This window comes from Paenibacillus sp. FSL R10-2782, from assembly GCF_038592985.1.
Lineage (GTDB): Bacteria > Bacillota > Bacilli > Paenibacillales > Paenibacillaceae > Paenibacillus > Paenibacillus terrae_C.
Map to the genome: position 1 here is coordinate 1,290,253 of NZ_CP151951.1, position 24,846 is coordinate 1,315,098.

The following is a 24,846-nucleotide window of genomic DNA, read 5'->3' on the forward strand; positions in this document are numbered from 1 at the left end:
GGGGGAATAGGAATGAAAAAAGCGCTGATCACAGGGATTACCGGACAGGACGGATCTTATCTGGCTGAGTTGCTGCTGTCCAAAGATTATGAGGTGTACGGGGTACGCAGACGCACCAGTACGCCGAACTTTGAAAATGTGGCACATATCCAGAATGACATTCATTGGCTTTCCGGTGATATGACCGATCTGGCCTCGCTCATCGAAGCCGTGCGTCAGTCTGACCCGGATGAGGTCTATAACCTGGCTGCCCAATCCTTCGTCGCGGCCTCATGGCCGCAGCCCTTGGCTACCGGGCAGATTACAGCGCTATCCGTCACCAATATGCTGGAGGCGGTACGGATTGCCAAGCCGGACACGCGCTTTTATCAGGCGTCGAGCAGTGAGATGTTCGGCAAGGTGCTGGAGACGCCGCAGACAGAAATGACCCCATTTTACCCGCGCAGCCCTTACGGTGTCGCCAAAGTGTACGGTCATTGGATCACCGTGAACTACCGCGAAAGCTTTGATATGTTCGCATGCTCGGGCATTTTGTTCAATCATGAATCGCCCCGCCGTGGGCTGGAGTTTGTAACACGCAAAGTGACGGATGCTGTAGCCCGTATCAAGCTGGGTTTGCAGCAGGAGCTGCGCATGGGGAATCTGGATTCGCTGCGGGACTGGGGGTTTGCGGGGGATTACGTTAAGGCAATGTGGATGATGCTCCAGCAGGATCAACCGGATGATTACGTCATTTCCACGGGAGAAATGCATTCCGTCCGCGAACTGCTGCAAATTGCCTTTTCCCATGTAGGTCTGAACTATGAGGATTATGTCGTCATTGATCCTCAGTTCGTCCGTCCGGCAGAGGTGGATCTACTGCTCGGCGATTGCGCCAAGGCGAAGGAAAAGCTGGGCTGGCGAGTGGAAGTAGGCTTCGAGCAGCTCATTCATATGATGGTGGATACAGACTTGGAGCGGGTAAAAAGGCAGGCTGCGGTCGAAGCTTCCGTCGTCGTGTAAGACATGGAGGGACCGCCCGCTGGCCGGGAGGTCTCTTCGCTGTACATTATTGTAGTCGCGTCGGCAGAACAGTATGGTATGGAGCCGTGCGAAAGGTCATTTTTCAAGATGGAGTAGAGCTTATGACATTAGTCAAAAATCGCGCCAAGCCACGCAGAAGTCTGCTGGTGAATACGTCCTGGCTGTTCGGTGACAAGATGATCCGCATGGTGTTTGGCCTGGCGGTCAGCATTATCATGGCAAGAGTGCTCGGACCGGAGCAGTTGGGGAAGTGGAATTATGCGGAATCTTTTTTCGGGATGTTCCTGATTTTCACGACGCTTGGCTTTGATTCCATATTGGTGCGTGATCTTGTCAAGGACCCCAAGGATGAGCATGAGTTACTGGGTACGACGATTCTGCTGAAGCTGGCGGGTACTGTGGTAGCCATTGTCTTGTCATGCTCCTTCATTTCGCTGCTCAGACCGGAGAATAGTTCCGTACGGTTGATCAATCTGATCCTTGCAACGGCCTCGGTGTTTCAGTTGTTTGATATCATCGACTACTGGTTCCGGGCGCAGATGTTGTCCAAATACACGGTCATTGCCAAGAACACAGCCTTTGTCCTCAGCTCCACCGTTAAAATCATTTTATTGCTGTCCGGTGTCCCCATCTGGGTGGTGGCGCTGTGCGCTCACGGCGAGTTTCTGCTGGGAAGTCTGATTCTGCTGTATTTCTTCCGTAAGGAAGGACGGCGTATGCACAAGTGGACGTTCAGCTTAACCACAGCACGACGGATTATGAATCACAGTTGGCCACTTATTTTGTCATCCTCCGCTGTATATGTACAGGCACGGATCGATCAGGTCATTATCGGCGAGATGCTGGGAGATGCGGCGGTGGGGCAATATTCTGTTGCACTCCGACTCATTGAAGTGCTGGGCTTTATTCCAGTCGTCCTTACCACAGCATATGCCCCGGTGGTGACCCGTTCCAAGATGAAAGGGAGCGACGAATACAGACAGACGTTGTCCAACGTGTATCGGTTGATGTTTATCTGTTTTCTTGTGACCTCGATACCGTTGTTTTTTCTGTCCCAGTGGGTGGTGGTCGTGCTGTATGGGCGGGAATTTACCGAGGCAGGCTCTTTGCTGTCGCTGTTTGCGATTCGTCTGTTTTTCACCAATTTCAGTGTTGCCAAAAGCTTGTTTATCACGAATGAAAATTTGTTCAAATATACGCTGCTGACCTCTATCGTGGGTGCGGTCACAAATGTGGCTTTAAATTATGCGCTTATCCCGTTGCTTGGTGTTCGAGGCTCTCTGGTGGCGACCATCTTGTCTTTTACGATATCTGTATTTCTATTCGATTTGCTGTTTAAGGAAGCCAAAGCCAATTTGGGCTGGATGATCCAGTCGATCCTGAGCTTCTGGCGTGTTCATATTACAGTACCGAAAGTTGGAGAGAACAATCATGATACCCATTAAACCGTTTGTTCAGCATGAGGGACAATGTCCGCATTGTGGAGATAAGGTACGGGGCGGAGAGGTGCTGTGGCAGGGAATTCATGTATGTGTCAGCACTTGGTGTGAGGGCTGTGGACGTGAATATATCGAGGATATGCCGGTCGGTCATGCCACGTATTCACCCTATCGGGTAGAAGTGCCCAACTATACATTGACGGGAGATGCGAAGTCGAGAAAATGGCTCGGAGAGCCCTTGCGGCAAGCGTTGCTAAGTCCTTCCTATGATTTGGCGGTTGGTATGACTGTGCATAAAATGAAACCCTTTAAGCGCATCATCATCGTCAATACGATTGATTATTTGTATGGTCACGCTTTGCTCAAGCTGCTAAATGTGCAGCGGGAATACGAACAATCGCCGGAGCTGGGCATCGTCGTTATTGTGCAAAAATCGTTGGAGTGGATGGTTCCCGCATGTGTGGCTGAAATCTGGACAGTCGATGTGCCGTTCAGCAAGGCCCGCAACTTTTATCCGGTGCTGCATCATCGGATGATAGAGGAACTGGTACGTTTTGATGAGGTCCATGTCAGTCCGGCGTATTCACACCCTAGTCAGTTCGATATTGAGCAGTTTACGGGTATCCCGCGTTATGAGGATGGTCGTGAGTCGGAGCCGCGAATTACCTTCGTATGGAGGGAAGACCGCTTGTGGAGCGGCAGCCATCATATCGCACGGGCAGTGCAGAAATTTCCGCAGCTCAAACGTTGGCTTAAACCGCTGATTTATCATCAGCGCCGCAAAATCATTCGGTTGTTCCGCAGGTTGCGGGAATCCTTTCCAGATTACCGTTTTACGGTTGCCGGATTGGGTCGCACCGGGAGCTTCCCGGCATGGATTACGGACGAACGTGTCGCACGCTTCGACCGGGAAAGTGAGCTGCGAGTATGCGAGGTGTATGCTGCCAGCCGATTAGTGATCGGCATTCACGGCTCCAATATGCTGCTGCCCTCCGCCCATGCGGGCATGACGATTGACTTGATGCCCAAGGATCGTTGGGGCAACTACGCGCAGGATATTTTATTTCACGAAACGGACCATCGGCTTACGGCCTACAAATACCGCTTTGTCCCGATGGAGTCGAGCGTGACCTTGGTGGCAGATATGGCGGCTGCCCAGCTTAAAGGAGCAGATCATTTTAATATGCAGATGATGGAAGAAAAACAGCGGCAGGGGGAAAGTTCGGTTTGGAGGGGAGAGGCCGCTTCGGGACGGATTTGATCTCCTAGCTACGACTGTCGGTGTAAGGCGCTTCGAGTAGCATTTGATCTTCCGATCGCTGTTGCTGTGGGATTCCTTGGATTAAATAAGCCCCATAGGGGCGGAATCCCACAGGGGTATGCTTCCGAAGCGAGCTTTCCTACGGAAAGCTTTGAGGCGAACGCTGACGCTTCTCCAGATTCAAATCCTACCCTCCGCTACTTCCCGCCGCCGCCAAAAAGAATTCCCCCTGCCCATAGGATGGGTGGTGAGGTAAGAGCCGCCCGGCGATAGCTTCGCCCTATCGCCGTGAACATCTCGTCGGGCACGCATCCCAGCGATAGCGCCCATGCTTGTTCAATCGCTTGCCGCTATTGCACCAGCATACAAACCAGCGTAGTCAACGCCTGCGTGCATCCGCCCGCGTAACCCGCGCAGCGGGGGCACTTCATGCCCTAAGTTCCCTTTTTTTAAATTAGGGTGACTTTATGGACACGGCGGTCAGCAGCGAAGCGGTCCATTTGAATCTGAAGAAGCGCTAGCGTTCGCCTTTGCAGTGGGATTCTTACCTTGGAATGTTTTATATCATCCAAGAATCCCACTGCAACAGCGATCGGAAGATCAAATGGAGTGCGCAGCGGTCTCTAAACCCTCGCACCCCATAACTCACCCAATATGAAATGGCAGGAGCATAATGATGATTCAAAAAATATTGTATCTTCGCAATTTTGCCAGCAAGGTGAACGGGGACTCATACAATTTGCAGGAAGTCGGCTTGGGCAAGGCACTCGTTCGGAAAGGCTTCGATTGCGACATTGTCTACTACAACGACCACAAGGAAACTCATCTGGAGCAGGTATACCGTCACGAAGGCTGCACATTGCGCATCATATGGCTCCACGGATTGAAGTTCCTGAGCAACAGCATCTACAGGGATGTCCTCAAGGATTCGTTTTTGGCTGCTTATGATTGGGTCATCTCCACAGAATACAACCAGATCATGACTTATCTGCTTTCCCGCAAATGTCCGGAAAAGCTGGTGCTGTATCACGGCCCATACCGCGATAATACACATGCGCTGATCCGAAGATTGTACGATACCCTGCTACTGTCGAAGGTGGCAAAGTCTCTACGCTGTACCTTTGTCAAATCCGAACTGGCCAAGCGCTATCTGGAGGATAAAGGCTTTCACAACGTCGTCACCCTTGGAGTCGGACTGGACCGCAGCAAGGTGGAGGGAACGTTCAACAATGACAACAGCGGCAATGACACAAGCGAAGATCGTGAGAAAAACCGCGAGGTTGCGGATGAGCTGAGACGGCTCGGGGATCGTCCGGTGCTACTGTATGTTGGTGTGCTGGAGGAGCGTAGAAATATACGTTTTATGCTGGGCGTGTTCAAAAAGGTACTTCAAAAGCACCCCTGTTGCCTTTTGATCATCGTAGGGGATGGACGTAAGGCGGATACGGATCGCTATTGGGCCTATGCCCATGAGCTTGGGCTGACGGACAGTATTTTGCATTTTCCAAGAGTGGAGCAGCGGCATCTGTGGCAGGTTTACGGAGCAGCGGATGCGATGCTGTTTCCGACTCATTACGATATTTTCGGTATGGTGCTGCTGGAAAGTATGCTGTTTCGCGTCCCTATTATCTCTTCGATAAATGGCGGCTCGGTTACCTTGATCGAGGACGGTGTGAGCGGAGTGATCCTGAGAAGCTTTTCGGAGAAGGAATGGGTGAGTCGAGTCTCTGAATTGTTGGACAATGCTGAGCTGAGACAAAGGATGGCGGAGCAGGCGTTTCTTACAGTCGAGCGTATGTCGTGGGATCGGATTGCGGAAGAAATGCTAAGCCACTCACGGATACAACCGATGCAGCCCATGCACCATCCCATGCAATCTACGCAGGAACGAGGGACGGCCACGTGAGCAAACAGATCAACATACAGACAGGGCCTCCAGTACATCTACAGGTTTCAAACCCAGACCATCATCATGTTCAGGGGGAGGTCCCTCAGTCTGACATATCATCACCATCGGATACAGCAAACCCTGTTCATCCACGTGAATATAACAAAAACACAGTGGGTAAGGTGCTGATCATCCACAACTTTTATCAGCAAAGCGGTGGAGAAGACAAGGTTGTCGAGCAGGAATTGGTTTTGCTGCGCTCCAGAGGGATAGAGACGGAGCATTATTATGTTCATAACGACAGCATCCAAAGCAAAGGGCTGGCTAACATGGCGAAGCTGGCGGTGGAGGCGACTTGGTCCCTGCCCGAGTTCAAAAGGATCAAAAAGCTGCTTTTGCGGGTGAAACCGGATGTGGTGCATGTGCATAACTTTTTTCCGGTTATTTCTCCTTCCGTCTATCATGCCTGTGAACGGCTGGGGATTCCGGTCGTCCAGACGCTGCATAATTACAGGCTGATTTGTCCGGCGGCGACTTTTATGCGGGGGAATGAGGTTTGTGAAAAATGCCTGCACGGCACTTTGCTGCATTCCATCCGCCACGGGTGCTACCGGGGCTCACAGCTACAGACGATTCCGGTGGCGGCGATGATCAAGTTCAACAATCTGATCGGTACATGGCAACACAAAGTAAGTCGATATATTGCGCTAACCGAGTTTGCGCGGGAGAAATTTGCTGAAAGTGGCATTCCACCGGATCGTATCGTGGTGAAGCCAAATTTCATCCAACGTAAAGAGGTGGAAGCCGTGTATGACCCGGCTGATCGATACTTGTTGTTTGTAGGGCGGATCTCGGCTGAAAAAGGGGTGCGTAATCTGCTGCAAGCCTGGACACAGGTGGAAGATCGGGGCGACTTGAGACTGGTCATCATCGGGGATGGCCCGGAAAAGGCTGAATTGGCTGCCGCGTATCCGCAGGAGGACATCCGTTTTCTGGGCAAGCAGGATGGAGACACGGTGCTGGATTGCATGAGCCGAGCCATGTATGTCATGGTCCCTTCCATTTGGTATGAAGGCTTTCCCATGACCATCGTAGAGTCCTATTCCGTGGGAACCCCGGTGTTGTGCAGCCGAATCGGGGCGCTGGAGGAAGTGGTGGAGGATGGAGTGACCGGGTTTCATTTTCAACATGATGATATGGAACATATCAGTGCCGTAATCCGTCGTGCGACAGCCTATGAAAACTATCCAGCCATGAGAGAGAAGGTATCGGAAATATATGCTGCTCGGTACACGGAAGAAGTGAATTACAAGCAACTGATGGACATATACAACGAGGCGATAGAGGAGCGTGCTTATGAAGCAACTGCCCCAGTATAGAGTCGGAAGGATTGCGGACGCAGATATTGCGGCGCTTACGTTTCAGGAAACCGTACACACGGTGGAGCAATGGGCGGTCGGACGCAAGGACAGCTATGTATGTATCTGTAACACGCATTCTATTGTTACAGCCGGAAATCAATCCGAGTTCCATGATGCACTTGCGCGTGCAGATTTGTGTACCCCGGATGGTATGCCGCTGGTATGGGCGCTCAAGCTGTACGGATTTGAGCGTCAGGACCGGGTGGACGGACCCAGTCTGATGCTCAAGCTGTGCGAACGCGCGCCGCAGACCGGGTTAAGTATCTATTTTTACGGCAGCACGCCGGATGCACTGGACAGCTTGAAGGAAAGAATGGAGCAGGACTACCCAGGAATCCGAATTGCGGGTGGCTTTTCACCGCCATTTCGGGAGCTTCGGCCCGATGAGGAGGAGCAGATTGTTCATGACATCAATGCGTCAGGCGCGCATATCATCTTCGTCAGCTTGGGCTGTCCGAAGCAGGAAATATGGATGTATCGTAACAAAGACCGCATCCGTGGCGTGATGATTGGTGTAGGAGCGGCCTTTGACTATATCACCGGAAAGGTTCGCAGACCGCCGCTAATGATACAAAGGCTGGGGCTGGAGTGGCTGTACCGCCTGATCAGCGAACCGAAACGGTTATGGAAGAGATATGCCTATAACAATCCGGTGTATGTATACCGATTTCTCAAATCCTATCGGCGGAACAAACGGCTTACGCTCCATCATAATCGGCATGCAGGGAGAGGCGTAGAGAAGTGAAACTGGTAAAAGCGTAATTCAGCGAGACAGTATGTAAAAGGGGGAGCCGTTTTGAAGCTATGTGTAATTGGTGCGGGGTATGTCGGACTGGTATCGGGAGTCTGTTTTGCCGCGCTCGGGAATACGGTCGTCTGTGTCGACCAGAATGAGGACAAAATTAGCCAGCTTCATGAAGGAAAAGTACCGATTTATGAGCCGGGCTTAAAAGGCTTGATCCAGGATAATGTCGAGCAGGGCCGACTGACCTTTACAACAGATACTGCATCTGCGGTAGAGGGAGCGGAGATTGTTATTTTGGCGGTTGGAACGCCTTCGTTGCCGGGCGGGGAAGCGAACCTGTCCTATATTGAGGGAGCCGCACGCGAGGTGGCAGACGCCATGAACGGCTACAAAGTGATTGTCACCAAAAGCACAGTGCCTGTCGGAACCAATGATCGTATTCACAGCCTGATCGCGAGCCGCACGAACTACTCTTTTGGCGTGGCTTCGGTTCCTGAATTTTTACGCGAAGGCTCGGCGGTAGCAGATACGCTCCAGCCGGACCGGATCGTGATCGGAGCATCCGACCCTCATGTCGCCGCTGTGCTGTGTACGCTGCATGAGCCGCTGACGACAAATATTTTGACCACAGATATCCGTTCGGCGGAGATGATCAAGTACGCGTCGAACGCTTTTTTGGCGACTAAAATTTCGTTTATTAATGAGATTGCGAATATCTGTGAAAAAGTGGGTGCAGACGTTACGCGTGTGGCACACGGCATGGGGCTGGATCAGCGGATCGGTTCCTCTTTTCTGTCCGCAGGCATCGGCTATGGCGGCTCTTGTTTTCCCAAGGATACACAGGCGCTGATCCAGATTGCGGGCAATGTGGACTATGAATTCAAGCTGCTGAAATCCGTGGTGGAAGTGAATCAGGGGCAGCGCTTTAATGTGATTCGCAAGCTGGAAGAAGCCTTAGGTGATCTGGAAGGAGCTACTATTGGGATATGGGGGCTGGCATTCAAGCCGAATACAGATGATGTAAGAGATGCTCCAGCGCTGGATATTATGCAGTCGCTTCTGGAAGCGGGTGCGCAAATACGTGCATATGACCCGGTCGCCACCGCCAACTTCCGCAGATTGCTGGACAGCTCGGAAGTGACATGGGCCGATAGCGCACGAGAAGCGGCGGAAGGATGCGACGCGCTGTGTCTGCTGACGGAGTGGGAGGAATTTGGTGAGGTGGGGCTGGGTGAGCTGAACGAGCTTATGAAGCATCCCATTATGATCGACGGACGCAATGTGTACCGTGAGGAGCAAATCAGACAGTCTGCCTTTGCATACTATTCTGTCGGCAGGCCGCAGATGAACAATATGGATATGGATCGTCATCGGTCTGTAATGAACCCGTAAAGGGGGAGGCTCTGTATGAAGCGATGGCTGAAAATAACATTAGGGGCCGCTGCATTATTGATGTTAGGTGCTGGTGCTTACACCGCTTATGTATATCATTCCGTTCAAACGGCGGCAAATGCTATGTATCATCCACGCAGTATCGTGCAGCCCGCCGCGATTTCTACCCTTGCAACAGGCGGAGCGGGACGCCCGGCAGTCACAAGCGCCGGATCGGGAACACCCAATCCGGCGGCCATATCCCAATTCAAGCCGTTCACCGTGCTAGTGTTGGGGGTGGACCAGCGTCCCCATGATCGGGGGCGTTCGGATACAATGATGGTCCTGTCCGTTAATCCCGCCGAAGGCTCTGTATTGATGTTCAACATCCCGCGCGATACGCGAACGGAGCTGATCGGCAGGGGACGTGAGGACAAAATCAATCATGCCTTTGCCTTTGGCGGCGTGGACATGTCGATCCGTACGGTAGAGCATTTCTTGAATCATCCGATGGATTACTATGTGCAGATGAACATGGAAGGGTTTGCGAAAATGGTTGATCTTTTGGGGGGAGTCACGGTTAACAATCCCCTCGATTTTCAATATGAGGGCCATCATTTTGCACAGGGCAGCTTGAAGCTGAACGGGACTGAAGCGTTGGCTTATGCCCGGATGCGTTTTGATGATCCGCGTGGGGACCTCGGAAGAAATGCCCGCCAGCGGGAGCTGCTCAAGCAAATTCTCGCACAGGCGATCAGCAAGGAAGGGCTGTTAAAGGTAAAACCGATATTGAAGGCAGCGGGGGAGCAGATCCGTACGGATATTACCTTTAACGATATGACGACCTTTCTGACCCGGATCGGCCCATCTCTACGGCAGACAGATATGGTTGAGTTGAAGGGTCATGGAACCAAAATCAACGGAGTGTATTATTACATCGTGGATAATCAGGAACGCCAGCGTATCCGTGGACTGATGGAGCAGCATTTGCTCACCACAACCATATCACCTTAGGTTTGCCTTATGCAATCGGGTGGCTTGTAAGGAGGTCACCCGTCATTCTCTTTCATTCTCTTCTAAACTAGGCCTGTCCCACATACATCTTAGAGTATCCAGTAGGATGTCCAACTGAGGGGAGGGGCGATTTGTGCTGTTCAGAAGAAGAGCGGCTTCCACGTTCGTCCGTAAACTGCTGTATTTTGCAATGATATGTGGGCTATTATGGCTGCTGTGGCTGGGTCTGTGCGGGGTCATGTCTACGGGGGAAGGCGATCAGGCGGTCGAAGCGCTGAATGAGTTCTATACGATGGAGCAGTCAGGTAATTTCGGAGGCTCCTGGGAGCTTTTTCATTCACAAATGAAGAAAAAATTCGAAAAATCCACGTATGTACAGCAGCGTGCGCACGTGTTCATGCAGGATATGGGGACGGATACGTTCACATTCGAGCTGGGAGAGCCGCAGGCTGAATATGATATTCGCACAGAGCAGAGTGGAGACGAGCTGGGGAAGGTTTATCGTATTATGGTTACCCAGCATTACAAGACCCGGTTTGGTCATTTTGATATCGTACAGCCTTGTTATGTGACGCAGGAAGGTGAAGAGTGGCGGGTGCTTTGGATATACAAGGATAAGGAATAATAGGACGCGGTGTTTCTAACAGGTTAAATATGGTACAATACTTCCAAAACCGGAAATGAACAGCAAAATAGAATAGAGCTTCACTCCGGATGGAAGGAGTTTCATAGCATGCAGCAAGCGACAGGACAGCTTCCCGTCATACGTATGGAGGGAGTGAGTAAAATCATTTCCTCAAAAGCGATTGTGGACGATCTGACGCTGGAGGTTCCAGCGGGGCAGGTATTTGGTTTCCTCGGACCGAACGGTGCGGGAAAAACAACCACCATCCGTATGATGGTTGGCCTGATATCGATCAGCAAGGGCGATATCCATATTTGTGGAGACAGCATCAAAACCGATTTTGAAAAGGCAGTTTCCCACATCGGTGCGATTGTGGAGAACCCCGAAATGTACAAGTTTCTGACCGGCTATCAAAATTTGCAGCATTTTGCGAGAATGTCACCGGGGGTGACGAAGGAGCGCATAGATGAAGCGATCCGCCTGGTAGGACTCGGAAACCGGATTCACGATAAAGTCAAAACCTACTCGCTCGGAATGCGGCAGAGACTCGGGGTAGCACAGGCGATCTTGCATCGGCCGAAGCTGCTTGTACTGGACGAGCCGACCAACGGATTAGACCCGCAGGGTATCCGCGAATTGCGGGATTATTTGCGGCAGTTGAGCCGGAGCGAGGGAATTACAGTATTCGTATCAAGTCACTTGTTGTCCGAAATGGAGCTGATGTGCGACCGTGTCGCTATTATCCAAAACGGACGACTGATTGACATCAAGCAATTGAAGAGCACAGTTGAAGAGGCCCAGACGGCGGAAATTGCTTTTGAAGTGAACGATGCCCAGCATGCTTATGCGCTTGCCGGTGCAGGGCGCGTCGAAGGCGACCAACTGCTGCTGCATCTGGAGCGGGAGCAAATAGCAGAGATGAACAGTCTTCTGGCTGCAAATGGAGTCAAGGTATATGCGATTCGCCCGGTGGCCCGTACGCTGGAAGATCAATTTTTGGAAGTGACGGGAGGCGGGTCCATTGGCTGACTTCTTTAGGCTGGTACATAACGAAAATCTTAAAATTTACCTGCGTGTACGAACATGGATTATGCTAGGGCTGCTTGCGGTCATTACGGCTGTGATTCCGATGCTGATTGCTCTTGTTTCCGATCAGGTCAGCGTGTGGGATGGTATCGTGTTGACGGCGATGTTTACATTTTTCCTCAATACGACGTTTACGGTCATTGTAGCGGCTGATTCGGTGGCAGGTGAATTTACATGGGGAACCATCAAGCTGCTGCTTATCCGCCCTTGGACCCGTAGCAAAATTCTGTTGTCCAAATATATATCGGTCATTCTGTTCAGTCTGCTCGGAACGTTCATTTTAGTAGCGATGGTTACGCTGTCCTCCTGGTTGATGTTATCCAAAGATGCGCCAGCTGGTTCGATTCCACCGTTCAGTGATCCGATATCTTATGTAACGCTGAATTTCTTGTACAGTTATATTGCCTTATTCGTGACCATGGCCTTTGCTTTTATGCTGTCTGCTGTTTTTCGTTCCAGCGCCTTGGCGATCGGCTTATCTCTGTTCATGATGTTCACCAAAACAATCTACAATTCAATCGGTTTGTTTAGTACAGATCGTTATGAATGGACCAAATACGTCCTGTTTACGCATATGGACCTGAAAAAATATCTCGATATGCCGTCGGGTACAGTAAGCTCCGGTTTGACCTTTTCGCTCACCGTTCTGGCCACCTATTATGTAGTTTTTATTGCAATTACCTGGGTGGTTTTTGTGAAAAGAGATGTTTCAACCTAAACCCGAGCATCTGATTTGATCTGATTTTTATAACATGAGGATATTACAATATACTGAAAGCAACAAAAAGGACGTGTTAAATGGCTACCCATTTGCACGTCCTTTTTGCGCTGTTTTGGAGCTGTATCATACAATTACCGCTACAGATTCTGCGTACCGGGGTATATTGCAATCTATTTTCAGCAAGAATCAATCAATAGGGACGGTTTGCGTTTAAAGAGGTAGATAGCAGCCTGGTTGGTCAATTGAGCCAATGGCGGCACAATCAATCCTTGAGACAAGCGCTGCCTCAGGGTGAAGATTCGGTGTCACGACTGTCGGAGGATAGGATGGAGTAAATGAAGTTATCCCGTCTCTGATTGCAGGGTTGCCTGACGGTTTTCCCTGTCTTTGCGAGTACCGGATTGTGTTTCAAGATCAGAAGCGTCAGTTGAAACAGAGGGTTCTGCGTCTTTCGTTCGGATCATTTGACTCGTACCGTCCAGAACGCCGCCTTCGGAGATGACCAGCGCGGCGGCGGCTACTTTGCCGTACAGTTCGCCCGTAGGCGTGATCGTCAGTCGTCCCTCTGTGGTGATGCTTCCGAATACCTTGCCGGCAAGGGTGACGTCTCGTGCGATGATATCCGAACGCACGACAGCAGATTCTCCGATCACAACGGTATGAGTGCTGCAGATATCGCCCTGAAAATGGCCATCAATTCGAATATTGGCCTCAGCCTCAATCGTACCTTCAAAGCTGGTGCCGTTAGCCAACAGCGTATCGGTCACAGGTGCGGACAGCTTTTTTTTGGAGTCCTTGAACATGTTGTTTGCCTCCATTCGTTTATTGTAAGGATTTTGAAAAATATCATTGTACATACAGTAACGGATCGACAGGCTGACTATGCTTGACGATCTGAAAATGAAGATGAGGCCCCGTGCTTCTTCCCGTATTTCCCAGAAGGCCGATGGTCTGTCCTTTACGGACTCGTTCCCCCGGAGTCACCTGCATACCGCTTAGATGCATATACCAGGACTGGAATCCGTCAGGATGCTGGATGATAATGCACTTGCCCCGTGCCCCGCTGGAGGCTGCCTCCAGCACAGTGCCCGCTCCTGCCGCATAGACGGGATCACCCGTTTGTCCGGCAATATCCATGCCCGAATGGAAAGCCGATTTGCCCGTAAACGGATCGCTGCGATAGCCGAAGCTGGAGGTCATCTGGCGTGAACTGACAGGCCAGGCCGAAGGCTTACCTTGTTCGGCAAGCGCCAGTCTGCGGGTCTGGAGCAACTGTGCGGCTTGCTTCTGCTCAAGGTTCTGCTGTACGGCGTTCGCCTGCTGAATAGAGCGGGGAACCGTGCGCTCTACCGTGTCCAGCATAGATTCGATTTCCTGAAAATCATCCTTGGCTTGACGAGTAAGCATGGCTGTATTTTCATGTACTGTAATCAATTCGCCCCCGGTATAGCCGGAGGCATCCCAGGAGAGTGGAGTCACGACCGTTTTGCTGCTACTGGTGGCAGAGGATTTTCCATATTTGCGGATAAATTGCTGCATTTGCTGCTCCAGTTCTGTTACACGCTGGAGGCGTTCGCGAATACTGGTGGCCTGATTCGTCAGCTCCATCACTTCGCGGCGCAGTCGCCCGATTGCCGCATCCTTGTCCGCTACCGTAACCTCCATCTGCAAGCTCTGGACAGCAAGATTCGTTTCCATTTGGGAGATAATATGGGAAGAACGGATCTGCAGCCCGATCACGAGTGTAGAGATGGACGCGATCACAAGGGTCGGGACGAGAATGACAGCGGCTGTAGAGCATTGTAGCTGCTTGGGCGGTTGCTGTGCATCTCGAATGACGAGCAAGGTCATCCGGCGATTTAGGCTTCCTTTTTTCATAATCGCTCCTTTCCGGACATCGCTCCTATCCTATAGTGCTTGGTTACTATCTATTCAGCTTAAGGGGCAAACATGTCAAAAAAATTGGAGCTTGGTATAAAATATAGATGTATAAGGAGGCTTAAACATGCTGTGGTTGCTGTTGGTTTTAATTGTTTTTATTTTTCAGACCGGGACGATCCTGCTCTTTGAATTTCGCAAGCCGTCCAAGGCGGTAGCCTGGCTATTTATTTTGTTCTGTTTCCCGCTGATCGGCTTTGTCGTGTACTACTTTGTTGCACAGGATTATAAGAAGCGCAAAATGGTGCGAAAAGGGGGATCACAGCTGTTTCGTGAATTCCGCGAGCGCCTATGGTCGCAATCGAGGGTGATTGAGAATGTGGAACAAATGCATAATCCTCATTTCAAGCATCAGGAGCGTCTGTTTAACCAGCTCATCCGTATGTCGGAAAATCCGCTGACCGGCTGCAATCGCACACGTGTGCTGACGGACGGGGAAGAGACCTTCGAGGCGATGCTGACAGCGCTGGAACAGGCACAGTCTCATATCCATGTAGAGTTTTACATATTCCGGGCGGACGACATCGGTACCCGGTTTCAGGAGGTCATGATCCGCAAGGCGCGCGAGGGTGTGAAGGTTCGATTCGTGGTGGACGGTGTGGGGAGCTACAATCTGCCCTATTCTTTTATTCATGCCTGTAATGAGGCAGGTGTAGAGTTTCATTATTTTCTGCCCCCGTTTTTCGCGACGCTGGATCGGCGGATTAACTATCGTAACCACCGTAAAATCGTAGTGGTGGACGGATTGATCGGGTTTGTTGGAGGCATAAATGTGGGCGACGATTATCTCGGCAAGTACCCCAAGGTGGGATTTTGGCGGGACACGCATTTGCAGATGGAAGGAGATAGCGTCTATTTTCTGCAAAATACATTTCTAAGCGACTGGAAGCTGGCCTCCGGGGAACGGCTGATGGATGAGAATTTATTTCCGCCGCATACCTGTGAAGGAGAAGAGGAGGTACAGATTTTGAGCAGCGGCCCCGATCAGGTATGGGATACGATTCAGGAAATGTGCTTTGGTGCGCTGGCGGTTGCCAAGAAGCGGATTTGGATTACCACCCCGTATTTTATTCCCGATCCGGGGATTTATGAGGCGCTTAAGCTGGCGGCAGTCAGCGGCGTAGATGTGCGAATTATTATTCCATACAAATCGGATTCAAAGCTGGTGCATCTGGCGTCCCTGTCCTATGTGCAGGAGCTGCTGGAGGCGGGCGTGGAGTTCTATCAATATCGTAAAGGATTTATTCACGCTAAAATCATCATTGTGGATGATTTGCTCGGCTCGGTCGGGACCGCCAATATGGACATGCGCAGCTTTTTCTATAATTTTGAGTTGACCGCTGTACTCTTTGCCCAGTCAGCGCTGGAGCATCTTTCGGCCGATTTTGAAGAGGATCTGTCCAACTCTTCGCACATCGATTTAAAGGTGTTCCGCAGACGGCCACGATTACAGAAAACAGCTGAAATTCTGTCTCGCATGCTCTCTCCGCTCCTTTAAAGGCGGTTTTCGCCGTTTTTATCAATATAATCCGGCTTTATTGAGATTTATGTGCTTTTTGCTAACTTTTTTGCGCAAAATCACAGTTTTATGGTATAGTATTCATATAACACAATCGCGGTAAAGGAGAAGGGACTGCGGATCGCAGCCCCTTTTTTGGTCCAATATACCATAATGTAACGGGGGGATTTATATATGAGTGTAGTGAGCAAGGAAGTCCAAAATCTGTCTGAGATCACAGATGTGACCGGAGAGTTGACCAAGATCAGCAAAATTCCAGCCAATCCTAAAAATAAAGCAAAACGCCTGTTTCAGCGTGCGGCCATGATTATTTTCGGTGCCGCGCTTATGGCAGTGGGCCTCGAAATATTCTTGGTTCCTAACGGCGTTATCGACGGTGGGGTCACAGGTATTTCCATTATGGCCTCCAAGATTACTGGCTACCCGCTCGGTATTTTCCTGACCCTGTTGAACCTTCCCTTTTTGGTTATCGGCTACAAGCAAATCGGCAAAACCTTCGCTTTATCCACATTATTCGGCATTATCGTGATGTCTATCGGAACCACGTTACTACACAGTGTAAATGCGTTGACCCCTGGCGAACCGCTGCTCGGTGCTATTTTTGGCGGTGTCATTCTCGGCGTTGGGGTAGGTCTCGTCATTCGGTCTGGCGGCTCGCTGGATGGAACAGAGATCGTAGCTATTCTCGTCAGTGAAAAAACTCCTTTTTCGGTCGGTGAGATCGTACTTTTCGTGAACATCTTCATTCTGGGCAGCGCAGGCTTTGTATTTGGTTGGCCGAATGCCCTGTATTCCATGATTGCTTATTATATTGCGATGAAAATGATTGATATTACCATCGAAGGTCTGGATCAGTCCAAATCGGTCTGGATTATTAGTGAAAAATACCGCGACATCGGGGATGCCCTGACGGACCGTCTTGGACGGGGCGTAACCTATCTGGAAGGTGAGGGTGGCTTTACAGGCGAAAGCAAGAAGGTCATTTTCGTCGTCATCACCCGACTGGAGGAAGCGAAGCTGAAGAACATCGTTGAAGATTGGGACCCGCATGCCTTTGTGGCAATTGGTAACATTCACGATGTGAAGGGCGGACGCTTTAAGAAAAAAGGAATACACTAGCGCAAGGGGACAATTCCTCGGCCGATTTTACGGCTGTGGAGTTCGTCCCCTTTTTTATTTGGCGCGCATATGCTTTAGAACATCTTCGATGGGCTGTGGAGGGACCTTGGAAATCAAGTCGCCTACCTGATTTAGCCGTTCCTCAATATTCAGCAAATGATAGTCAAGCGGTGAAACGTCTTGTCGTACCTCGTCCCATGTCAGTGGGGTGGACACCGTAGCGCCAGGGCGTGCCCGCGGGGTATAGGGAGCGGCCAGGGTTTTTCCTTGATAATGCTGCAAATAATCAAAATAGATAGCGGTTCCCCGATCCTTTTTTAAACGTTCCAGCGTGAACAGGTGCGGGTGCTTTTCGGTCACAAACTGTCCCACCAGCAGACCGATGCTGCGAAGCTCGTCGAAGGTTATGCCTGTGCGGATTGGGACGATAATTTGTACACCCGTGGCCCCGGACGTTTTGGGTACGGATTCCAAACCAAGCGAAGCCAGCACTTCACCGACGATGAATGCCGCTTCCATAATGCGTGGCTCCACTTCTCTGGACGGATCAAGGTCAATCATCCATTCGCAGGGCAGCGTGCTTCCGGCTTGATGCAGCGATGGGTGAAATTCCAGCGCCGCCTGATTGCCGAGCCATAGCAGTTGCGGTAGCGTACCAAGCACCATATATTCAATGCCGTCATGCAGGAAAGTCTCGATATAGCCTGGACGAGGCTGCGGGGCATTTTTCTGGTAGAAAAAATCCCCGTGAATACCGTGCGGCCAACGGATGACGGTCAGCAAACGGTTGTGGCTATATTTGAGCAGAAAAGGGGCCAGCACTGCAAGCTTGCGAAGATACAGCGCTTTGGTGATGCCAGCTTCGGGCCATAGCGGTTTATCCGGGTTGGTGATAGGAATTTCCAGACCTTCGATGGTAATGATGCCTTTAACAGCTTGTCCCATAACGTCTACGCTCCTTCTTTTAACCTGTGATAAGCTGAACTCGAAAAAATGTACATGGAAACGGAGTAGACGGAATGATGCACCTCTAGATGTAGTTATGGATTAACATGAGCGTCATGTACAGAAATTATCCGTCAAAGGGATTGACAAGATACAATATGTATCATAAATTTATAATAAAATACGTAGTGTATCTATTAAATGTCTTGAGCAGAGGTAGAGGAGGAGTTTCCTTGATTGATAAGCAAGGCGAGGGACTGGTTTTCCTGCTTAGTGTCCCCCGAAGTGGAAGCTCGCTAGTGACTACCATTTTGCAAAACCACTCCCGCCTGTTTGCCACGCAGGAAATGTGGTTCCTGCTCAGCCTACATGATCTTCCCCAGTCGCAAACACGTCCCTATGGGGGAACTGGAATCATCCGGCAATTTTTTAACGGTATGGTTCCTCCGCACGTATTGGAACAGGCTTCCCGATCGTATGCACTTGAGATCTATAACGGTTTGCTTGAAGGGACTAACGCAAATATGGTTATCGACAAATCCCCGCGTTACTATACGGTGCTGGAATTTATAGACCGTCTTTTCCCGGCAGCCCGCAGGGTATGGCTTATCCGTAATCCCTTATCTATTGCGGCTTCATTCAAAAAAGTTAATCAAATGCGTGGCGAACGTTTTCATCTGCTGGAGGAGCTGGAAAGCCCGCATTTTAATATGAAGATGACGGATATTACGGTCGGTTTGTTCCGTTATGCACATTATTTTGCCACACCTCATCCGCTTGCATACCCGCTTGTGTATGAACAACTTGTAGCCAATCCGGCGGTGGAGGTCGGGAGGCTGTGCGATTTTCTGGGTGTCGATTATGAACCGGGCATGGAAAAGTACGGGGATTTTGTGGATACACCTAAATCCAGTCTTTTTTACAGCATGGGAGCCGGGGATCCGTTCGTGGGGGAGCATGAACAGACGCATCAGGATTCGGTACATAGCTGGCAACATCTGTTGAACAAAAAGGAAATCGAGCTGTATTGCAGAAGCATCGGAGCTCGTATGTTTACACACCTCGGCTACGGGGAAGCACTGGAGCAGGCCGAGCATATCACCGGGGTAAGGTTTGAAGAGGAAGCCGATGTGGAGTTACTAAGTCGGCGTACGAGCCAGTTTCTCCAGCAAAGCGGCTTTGAGTGGAAGAACGCTTATCGGATGCTGGAAAAGCAGGATGCGGATAACAGGGGATTTATAATAAAAGCAGGACAGCATCCTGTACTTCAAGATTCTCGACAGAATGATGCTGTACAGGTTGTAAATGATAGACGGCTCCAATCGCTGGAAAACAGGCTGGCACATAGCTATGAGGAGCGGAATCGTCTGATCGCACAGCTCCAAACCTACCAACGCAGAAATCAACGGCTCCGATCTCGTATCCCCTTTGCTCGTCATTTGGGGCGCTGGGCGTCTGTAGCGCTATCAGTTATGGAAAAAGAAAAAGGGGGGAAAACGTGAGTGCGATTGCAGGAATATACAGCTTCGGACATAAGCCCGTCTGCACCGAAGAAGGCGGTAAAATGATGCAAGCTCTGCGAAAATATCCCGCCGACCGCGTTTGCGCCTGGTGTGAGGGTTCTATATTCTTGGGCTGCCACGCGCAGCATGTGACACCGGAATCCGTCCATGAGCGTCTCCCTTTCTATGACGAGGAACGGAATTTGGCAATTACGGCGGATGCGATTATTGACAATCGATCCGAGCTGTTTGAACGGCTGGGGGTGGGACAGGAACGGCGGCAAGACATCACGGACAGCGAGTTAATTTTGCTGGCATACGACAAATGGGCGCTCGACGCGGCTCGCTATCTGATAGGCGATTTTGCCTTTGTCATTTGGGATGCCGGGCTGCACAGGTTATATGGCGCTCGTGATATGGCAGGAAGCCGCACGCTGTATACATACGAACATGACCGAGGGTTTGCATTCAGTACAGTAGTAGCCCCTCTTCTGACGTTGCCTTCCCTGCGAAAAGAATTGCATGAGCCGTGGCTGGCGGAATTTCTGTCGATCCGCGCCATGCAGGAATCCGTCGATATTGGGACAACTGGCTACAAGCATATAAACCAGCTCCCGCCCGCCCATTGGTTCACCATGGAGGAGGGAAAGTCAACCCTCCATAAATATGCATCTCTGGATGATGTGGAGCCGTTGCGGCTCAAAACCGGTGGCGAGTACGTGGAGGCTTTTCGCGAGGTATTCTCACAGGCGGTGAATGCCAGATTGCGCACGCATCGTGGGGTGGGAGCGGCCTTGAGTGGCGGTCTGGATTCCGGTGCGGTTGCCAGCTTTGCCGCGCCGTCGCTGCGATTGCAGCAAAAGCCTCTTCATGCGTACAGCTATGTGCCCGTACAGGATTTTACGGATTGGACACCATCGACACTGCTGGCGAATGAACGGGCTTATATCCAATCCACGGCTCGATATGTGGGCAACATCCACGAAAATTACCTGGATTTTGAGGGGAAAAGCCCATTTTCAGAAATTGATATCTGGCTGGAATTGATGGAAGCTCCCTATAAATATTTTGAAAATTCGTTCTGGATCAGAGGCTTTTATGAAAAAGCACAGGAACAAAATGTGGGTGTGCTGTTAACCGGAGCGCGAGGTAATTTTACCATTTCGTGGGGGCCTGCGCTGGACTATTATGCCCGTCAGCTTCGTCGTTTGCACTGGCTGCAATCTTTTCAGGGATTGTGGCAGTACAGCAAGCTGACCGGAAGGCGAGTATCGCATTTATTACCCGTGATGCTGAAGAAAGCGACCTCGCTCGATTCTCGTTCCTGGTTACGCGGCGGTAATCGGAGTCCGGTTCCTTCGCTCATTCACCCGGAGTTTGCCAAGCGGATGAATGTGGAGGACATTCCGACTTTGAGTGGAACCGGGTGGATGAAGAATGCAGATCAGGCGAGAAAAGAGAAGTTCACGAATTTGGCGATTGCGAACAAAAATGGTGTGGTTGCGACCAAGCTGTCGCTGCGTTACGGACTGTGGGAACGTGATCCGACCGGAGACAGCCGGGTGATCCGCTTTTGCCTGTCGGTGCCCTTTGAGCAATACGTGCAAAACGGCCGGGATCGCGCACTTATTCGCGGAGCCATGCGGGATTATTTGCCCGATGATGTCCGGTTAAACCAGCGTGTACGCGGTGTCCAGCCTGCGGATTGGCTGCACCGTATGCTCCCCTGCTGGGAAACGTTTATGGGGGAACTTCAACTGCTGTGCCATGATTTACATGCCGCCGAATTTCTGAATATCGATGTCATTAAAACGGCTATGGCGAAGTTTCGTCAACCGCGACCAGAGCAGGCGTCCGATCCCAACCTACGATTGTTGATGCACAGTCTGATTGTGTACCGCTTTATACGCGGATTTAACTGATGCGGTCTATCCGGTAGGACAGATACGTCGCTCGTTGGAGGGGAGGTGATGACATGAGTAAAAAAGAATGGCAAGAGCCAACCATAGAGGTGCTGGATATTAACCAGACGATGGCAGGTAAGGGCTGGAAACAGATTGACTGGGTATCTGACCATGATGCCGATCTGTATAATCCAAGCTAGAGAGTGGCAATTATTCAATACACAGCCGTCTTTATTTCTTGGGGTTTGAAGGTTTTGCTCGAAGAAATAAAGGCGGGATTTTTAAAGGGCAGAGGGAGTGAGTCCTATCGTGCATGACAGGAGTACCAATGTTAACCTGACGATGTATACAGCCTTTGGACTCAAACTTGCCAGCGAGCTGTATCTGCCTGAATTGATACCCGCAGCACCGGGAGCGGTGGAGGATGTGGTCATTCGTCAGACTGATTTGACAGCATGGAGCGATCAGTTGGAGCAGGCTAATTTTGTGATGCAGGGTGAGCGCTTTATGTTCCATATACCGGACACAGCCATTTACGCCGTCAGGAGAGGCAGGGAAATTGAAGTATGTTCTTACTCCGGTGCTGATCCGGACACGGTAAGGTTGTTTGTGCTGGGCACATGTATGGGTGTCCTGCTGATGCAGAGAGGGATAGTGCCTATTCACGGGAGTGCGGTAGTTATCCGAGGTAGAGCCTATGCTTTTGTAGGCGAATCGGGAGCAGGTAAATCGACGCTGGCTGCTGCTTTTACCCAGGCAGGGTATCGGATAGTCAGTGATGATGTTATTGCTATGCAAGCTACGGCTTCCAAAACCATAGTCTATCCGGCTTACCCACAGCAAAAGTTGGGTCTGGAAAGCTTGCTCCAACTGGAGGCTTCACAGGGTAATAGGCATGCACACAAAAGCAATCACGGGCTTGTTTTAATGGACGGCAATCCTGCGATGCTCAAATATGGACATTTGCGTAAGCTTACAGGTGAACTGAATAAATATGCCGTGCCGAGAGTGGACTACTTCTACAACAAACCGCTTCCCTTGGGAGGTGTATTCGAGCTGGTGGCGGAGTCTCCAAATCGTGAGTTCCAATGTGAAGGGAAGTTGCCGGCGGTTATGAAACAACCTTTGAACATGCTGGAGTGCTTGCATACGTTATTGCTTCATACATATCGCAGGGTGATCATTCCGCGAATGAGTCTGGGTGAATGGCATTTTGGAACGGTAGCCCAGGTGGCCCGGCAGGTGGAGGGCTGGCGACTACTGAGGGATAGCTCTGCTTTTACCGCGTCCGAGGTTGTACACCGGGTACTTGATATCATTTGTAAGGAGGAAAACAGCTGTGGCAGCTACTCATTCCATGAAGGATCATGACCGTGTCATTCACGGTGAGGAAGTCTATGTCAGTGACATGGACGGGGAAAAGGTCATGATGAGCATCAACACAGGAAAATATTATAATCTCGGCTTCACGGGAGGACGAATCTGGGAACTGGCGGAATCCGGCCCTTCACTGGGGGAGATCGTAGCTGCTCTGACGGATGAATATGAAGTGGACGAAGAACGGTGCAGACAGCAGGTACATACCTTTGTGGCTGAACTGGAACGGGAAGGACTGCTAAAGCTTCTGAGGGAGACGGTTTAAAATGTGGATTCAACGCCTTCGGCGTCTATCCCCGGAGATCAGGAGACTGCTGCCGGAAGCCTGGATGCAACTCGGATGGGCGCGTCTTCACCAGCATCGTCCATTTGAAGATTATGCACGCGGTTGGGGAATACGTATGGAAGAAACCTCTTGGGAGTGTGATGCCCGGCAGAAGCAGGCTGCTCGGCATATTTCACATGCGGTGGAGCTGGCAAGCCGTTATACCCCTTGGCACAGTAGCTGTCTTGTGCAGGCTGCTGCCGCAATGACGTTGCTGGGTCGCAGAAAACTGGACTGCACGCTGTATCTTGGCACAGCCAAGAATGCTGCGGGACGTTTGGCGGCACATGCCTGGGTGCGGAGCGGACCGATTTATGTTACGGGCGAACGAGAGATGGGGGCGTTTACCGTAGTGGGTACCTTCGGCAGGCGTGCTGTGACGGACCCCAATACGAAGATTGCTGAAAGCATGTCCACCCATACAGCTCTGAAATCTGACCGCTGGAATGAGGATCAGGAATTAACGCTGCTGCTCTTTTTACTGCGAAAAGATGCCACTTCAAGGCTGGATACAATCGATGCTGGTGATCTGCATGGATTGGATTGGGCCCGCTTGCTGCGGCTGGCAGAACACCATCGGGTGGTACCTGCGGTATATCTTCGGTTGAAAAGAATAAATCATCCGGCCATCCCCGCTGAATTGCTGCGCAACCTTCAGGCTCAATATCACCGGAACACCCTGCGTATGTTGCACCTGCAAGCGGAAGCCGGGCGTGTGACTGGGCTGCTCATGAATCATGGCATCCGTGTACTTATGCTCAAGGGTCCTGCCTTGGCGCAGCAATTGTACGGGGATGTTTCCCTGCGTACCTCCAAGGACGTAGACTTACTCATTGCTCCGGGCGACATGGATATGGCGGAGCAATGGATGCAGGAAGCCGGGTATGTACCCAAAAGCGGAGAAGCGCGTGTCCTGGGCAGTTGGAAATGGAAGGACCATCATGCATCCTTTCTTCATCCGCATAAGCGGGTAGAGATAGAGCTGCATTGGCGGCTCCACCCGGATGCAGGCGGAGAACCTTCTTTTGAGGACCTGTGGAAACACAGGCAAACCGATGAAGTCACAGCCACAGGAGTACCCTGTATGTACACGCTTGGCAGCGAGCACCAGTTTCTGTACCTTAGCGCACACGGGGCGCGTCACGGCTGGTTCAGGCTGCGCTGGCTGGTGGACATCGACAGGCTTGCGGTACGCGCCGTCGATTGGGAGGCGCTTCTGCCGATGATGCGCCGATATGGGGGACTGCCTGCGGGCGGGCAGGCTTGGGCGCTCGCCGCTGCGCTGCTGGGCACCTCGATACCGGAGCCGCTGCGTCAGGTAGCGGCTACACGGCTGGCGCACAGGCTCGCGCTGAGCGCGCTGGACTTCATTCAGGCCAGTGTACCGGCGGCGTACCCGGTAGCCGAACCATCGATCCAACAGCCAACCAGTCGATCCTATTTGCTCTCCCTAAAGGAGCCGAGCCACCGATTGCTGTACCTGATCAGCCGTTTGCTTCCTTCTACGGGCGATCCGGCCGTTTTACCGCTGCCTCGCCAGCTGCATTTTCTGTACATTCCTTTACGTCCATTTCTCTGGCTAAAACGGCGATTCTCGAAGCACTGACCTGATAAGGAGCGTGC

22 protein-coding genes and 1 pseudogene are annotated in these 24,846 nt (G+C 51.2%); 20 read left to right on the plus strand and 3 right to left on the minus strand.

The annotated features are described in order from the left end of the window. Positions 1-12: 12 nt before the first annotated feature. The 11 genes from gmd to NST83_RS05940 all read left to right on the plus strand — a co-directional run bounded on the left by gmd (position 13) and on the right by NST83_RS05940 (position 12,591). Positions 13-1,002, plus strand: a complete 990-nt coding sequence (gmd, locus tag NST83_RS05890; RefSeq protein WP_342416941.1) for a GDP-mannose 4,6-dehydratase — start codon at positions 13-15, stop codon at positions 1,000-1,002. A gap of 122 nt (positions 1,003-1,124) precedes the next feature. Next, positions 1,125-2,468: a flippase gene (locus NST83_RS05895; protein ID WP_342416942.1), complete on the plus strand. Its 1,344-nt coding sequence runs from the start codon at positions 1,125-1,127 to the stop codon at positions 2,466-2,468. Beyond that, positions 2,455-3,723 carry a hypothetical protein gene (locus NST83_RS05900; RefSeq protein WP_342416943.1) on the plus strand — a complete coding sequence of 423 codons (1,269 nt, stop codon included), beginning with the start codon at positions 2,455-2,457 and terminating at the stop codon, positions 3,721-3,723. Before NST83_RS05895 ends, NST83_RS05900 begins: the two co-directional genes overlap by 14 nt. A gap of 676 nt (positions 3,724-4,399) precedes the next feature. Continuing rightward, positions 4,400-5,629: a glycosyltransferase family 4 protein gene (locus tag NST83_RS05905; RefSeq protein WP_342417887.1), complete on the plus strand. Its 1,230-nt coding sequence runs from the start codon at positions 4,400-4,402 to the stop codon at positions 5,627-5,629. Positions 5,630-5,784: 155 nt separating this feature from the next. After that, entirely contained in the window at positions 5,785-6,990 is a 1,206-nt protein-coding gene (locus tag NST83_RS05910) for a glycosyltransferase (RefSeq protein ID WP_342417888.1), read from the plus strand. Further along, a complete protein-coding gene (locus NST83_RS05915) occupies positions 6,968-7,777 on the plus strand; it encodes a WecB/TagA/CpsF family glycosyltransferase (protein ID WP_342416944.1) in 810 nt (269 codons plus the stop codon). Before NST83_RS05910 ends, NST83_RS05915 begins: the two co-directional genes overlap by 23 nt. Positions 7,778-7,828: 51 nt before the next feature. Further along, entirely contained in the window at positions 7,829-9,169 is a 1,341-nt protein-coding gene (locus NST83_RS05920) for a UDP-glucose/GDP-mannose dehydrogenase family protein (RefSeq protein WP_342416945.1), read from the plus strand. A 15-nt stretch (positions 9,170-9,184) separates the two neighbouring features. Continuing rightward, positions 9,185-10,162 (plus strand): LCP family protein, encoded by a 978-nt coding sequence (locus tag NST83_RS05925; protein ID WP_342416946.1) that lies wholly within the window; start codon positions 9,185-9,187, stop codon positions 10,160-10,162. Positions 10,163-10,295: 133 nt separating this feature from the next. Next, positions 10,296-10,787, plus strand: coding sequence for a hypothetical protein (locus NST83_RS05930; protein ID WP_342416947.1), 492 nt, complete (start codon positions 10,296-10,298; stop codon positions 10,785-10,787). A 108-nt stretch (positions 10,788-10,895) separates the two neighbouring features. Then, complete coding sequence (locus tag NST83_RS05935; RefSeq protein WP_342416948.1) at positions 10,896-11,816, plus strand: ABC transporter ATP-binding protein; 921 nt, start codon at positions 10,896-10,898, stop codon at positions 11,814-11,816. Then, positions 11,809-12,591, plus strand: a complete 783-nt coding sequence (locus tag NST83_RS05940; protein WP_342416949.1) for an ABC transporter permease subunit — start codon at positions 11,809-11,811, stop codon at positions 12,589-12,591. The genes NST83_RS05935 and NST83_RS05940 overlap by 8 nt, the downstream gene beginning before the upstream one ends. A 344-nt stretch (positions 12,592-12,935) precedes the next feature. Here the strand turns inward: NST83_RS05940 and NST83_RS05945 are convergent, their stop codons facing one another. After that, complete coding sequence (locus NST83_RS05945) at positions 12,936-13,397, minus strand: polymer-forming cytoskeletal protein (protein WP_342416950.1); 462 nt, start codon at positions 13,395-13,397, stop codon at positions 12,936-12,938. Positions 13,398-13,440: 43 nt separating this feature from the next. After that, a complete protein-coding gene (locus NST83_RS05950) occupies positions 13,441-14,472 on the minus strand; it encodes a M23 family metallopeptidase (RefSeq protein WP_342416951.1) in 1,032 nt (343 codons plus the stop codon). A gap of 127 nt (positions 14,473-14,599) precedes the next feature. On the opposite strand from NST83_RS05950, the gene cls reads away from it, so the two are divergent. Together cls and NST83_RS05960 are read left to right on the plus strand one after the other, a co-directional pair. Then, entirely contained in the window at positions 14,600-16,030 is a 1,431-nt protein-coding gene (gene cls, locus NST83_RS05955) for a cardiolipin synthase (RefSeq protein ID WP_342416952.1), read from the plus strand. A gap of 195 nt (positions 16,031-16,225) precedes the next feature. Continuing rightward, positions 16,226-17,170, plus strand: a complete 945-nt coding sequence (locus NST83_RS05960; protein WP_283654982.1) for a YitT family protein — start codon at positions 16,226-16,228, stop codon at positions 17,168-17,170. Between the two features lie 54 nt (positions 17,171-17,224). On the opposite strand, the gene ligD is transcribed toward NST83_RS05960, so the two are convergent. After that, entirely contained in the window at positions 17,225-18,115 is an 891-nt protein-coding gene (ligD, locus tag NST83_RS05965; protein ID WP_342416953.1) for a non-homologous end-joining DNA ligase, read from the minus strand. Between the two features lie 233 nt (positions 18,116-18,348). Between ligD and NST83_RS05970 the strand changes: the two genes are divergently transcribed. The 7 genes and pseudogenes from NST83_RS05970 to NST83_RS06000 all read left to right on the plus strand — a co-directional run bounded on the left by NST83_RS05970 (position 18,349) and on the right by NST83_RS06000 (position 24,829). Beyond that, a complete protein-coding gene (locus NST83_RS05970; RefSeq protein ID WP_342416954.1) occupies positions 18,349-19,617 on the plus strand; it encodes a sulfotransferase in 1,269 nt (422 codons plus the stop codon). Beyond that, on the plus strand, positions 19,614-21,539 hold the full coding sequence (locus NST83_RS05975) for an asparagine synthase-related protein (protein ID WP_342416955.1): 1,926 nt from the start codon (positions 19,614-19,616) through the stop codon (positions 21,537-21,539). Before NST83_RS05970 ends, NST83_RS05975 begins: the two co-directional genes overlap by 4 nt. 53 nt (positions 21,540-21,592) lie before the next feature. Next, positions 21,593-21,721 (plus strand): paeninodin family lasso peptide, encoded by a 129-nt coding sequence (locus NST83_RS05980; protein WP_013369856.1) that lies wholly within the window; start codon positions 21,593-21,595, stop codon positions 21,719-21,721. A gap of 109 nt (positions 21,722-21,830) precedes the next feature. Beyond that, positions 21,831-22,892, plus strand: a complete 1,062-nt coding sequence (locus NST83_RS05985; protein ID WP_342416956.1) for a serine kinase — start codon at positions 21,831-21,833, stop codon at positions 22,890-22,892. After that, a complete protein-coding gene (locus NST83_RS05990) occupies positions 22,861-23,163 on the plus strand; it encodes a lasso peptide biosynthesis PqqD family chaperone (RefSeq protein ID WP_342416957.1) in 303 nt (100 codons plus the stop codon). Before NST83_RS05985 ends, NST83_RS05990 begins: the two co-directional genes overlap by 32 nt. 1 nt (position 23,164) lies before the next feature. Continuing rightward, positions 23,165-23,599: pseudogene (locus tag NST83_RS05995) on the plus strand (lasso peptide biosynthesis B2 protein); the annotation flags it as partial. Between the two features lie 33 nt (positions 23,600-23,632). Then, entirely contained in the window at positions 23,633-24,829 is a 1,197-nt protein-coding gene (locus NST83_RS06000) for a nucleotidyltransferase family protein (protein WP_342417889.1), read from the plus strand. Positions 24,830-24,846 lie beyond the last annotated feature (17 nt).

Coding starts and splice junctions, on each gene's coding strand:
- NST83_RS05900 (WP_342416943.1), top strand. CDS start 2,455: ATGATACCCATTAAACCGTTTGTTCAGCATGAGGGACAATGTCCGCAT.
- NST83_RS05950 (WP_342416951.1), bottom strand. CDS start 14,472: ATGAAAAAAGGAAGCCTAAATCGCCGGATGACCTTGCTCGTCATTCGA.
- ligD (WP_342416953.1), bottom strand. CDS start 18,115: ATGGGACAAGCTGTTAAAGGCATCATTACCATCGAAGGTCTGGAAATT.
- NST83_RS05895 (WP_342416942.1), top strand. CDS start 1,125: ATGACATTAGTCAAAAATCGCGCCAAGCCACGCAGAAGTCTGCTGGTG.
- cls (WP_342416952.1), top strand. CDS start 14,600: ATGCTGTGGTTGCTGTTGGTTTTAATTGTTTTTATTTTTCAGACCGGG.
- NST83_RS05960 (WP_283654982.1), top strand. CDS start 16,226: ATGAGTGTAGTGAGCAAGGAAGTCCAAAATCTGTCTGAGATCACAGAT.
- gmd (WP_342416941.1), top strand. CDS start 13: ATGAAAAAAGCGCTGATCACAGGGATTACCGGACAGGACGGATCTTAT.
- NST83_RS05980 (WP_013369856.1), top strand. CDS start 21,593: ATGAGTAAAAAAGAATGGCAAGAGCCAACCATAGAGGTGCTGGATATT.
- NST83_RS05925 (WP_342416946.1), top strand. CDS start 9,185: ATGAAGCGATGGCTGAAAATAACATTAGGGGCCGCTGCATTATTGATG.
- NST83_RS05935 (WP_342416948.1), top strand. CDS start 10,896: ATGCAGCAAGCGACAGGACAGCTTCCCGTCATACGTATGGAGGGAGTG.
- NST83_RS06000 (WP_342417889.1), top strand. CDS start 23,633: ATGTCCACCCATACAGCTCTGAAATCTGACCGCTGGAATGAGGATCAG.
- NST83_RS05905 (WP_342417887.1), top strand. CDS start 4,400: ATGATTCAAAAAATATTGTATCTTCGCAATTTTGCCAGCAAGGTGAAC.
- NST83_RS05945 (WP_342416950.1), bottom strand. CDS start 13,397: ATGTTCAAGGACTCCAAAAAAAAGCTGTCCGCACCTGTGACCGATACG.
- NST83_RS05915 (WP_342416944.1), top strand. CDS start 6,968: ATGAAGCAACTGCCCCAGTATAGAGTCGGAAGGATTGCGGACGCAGAT.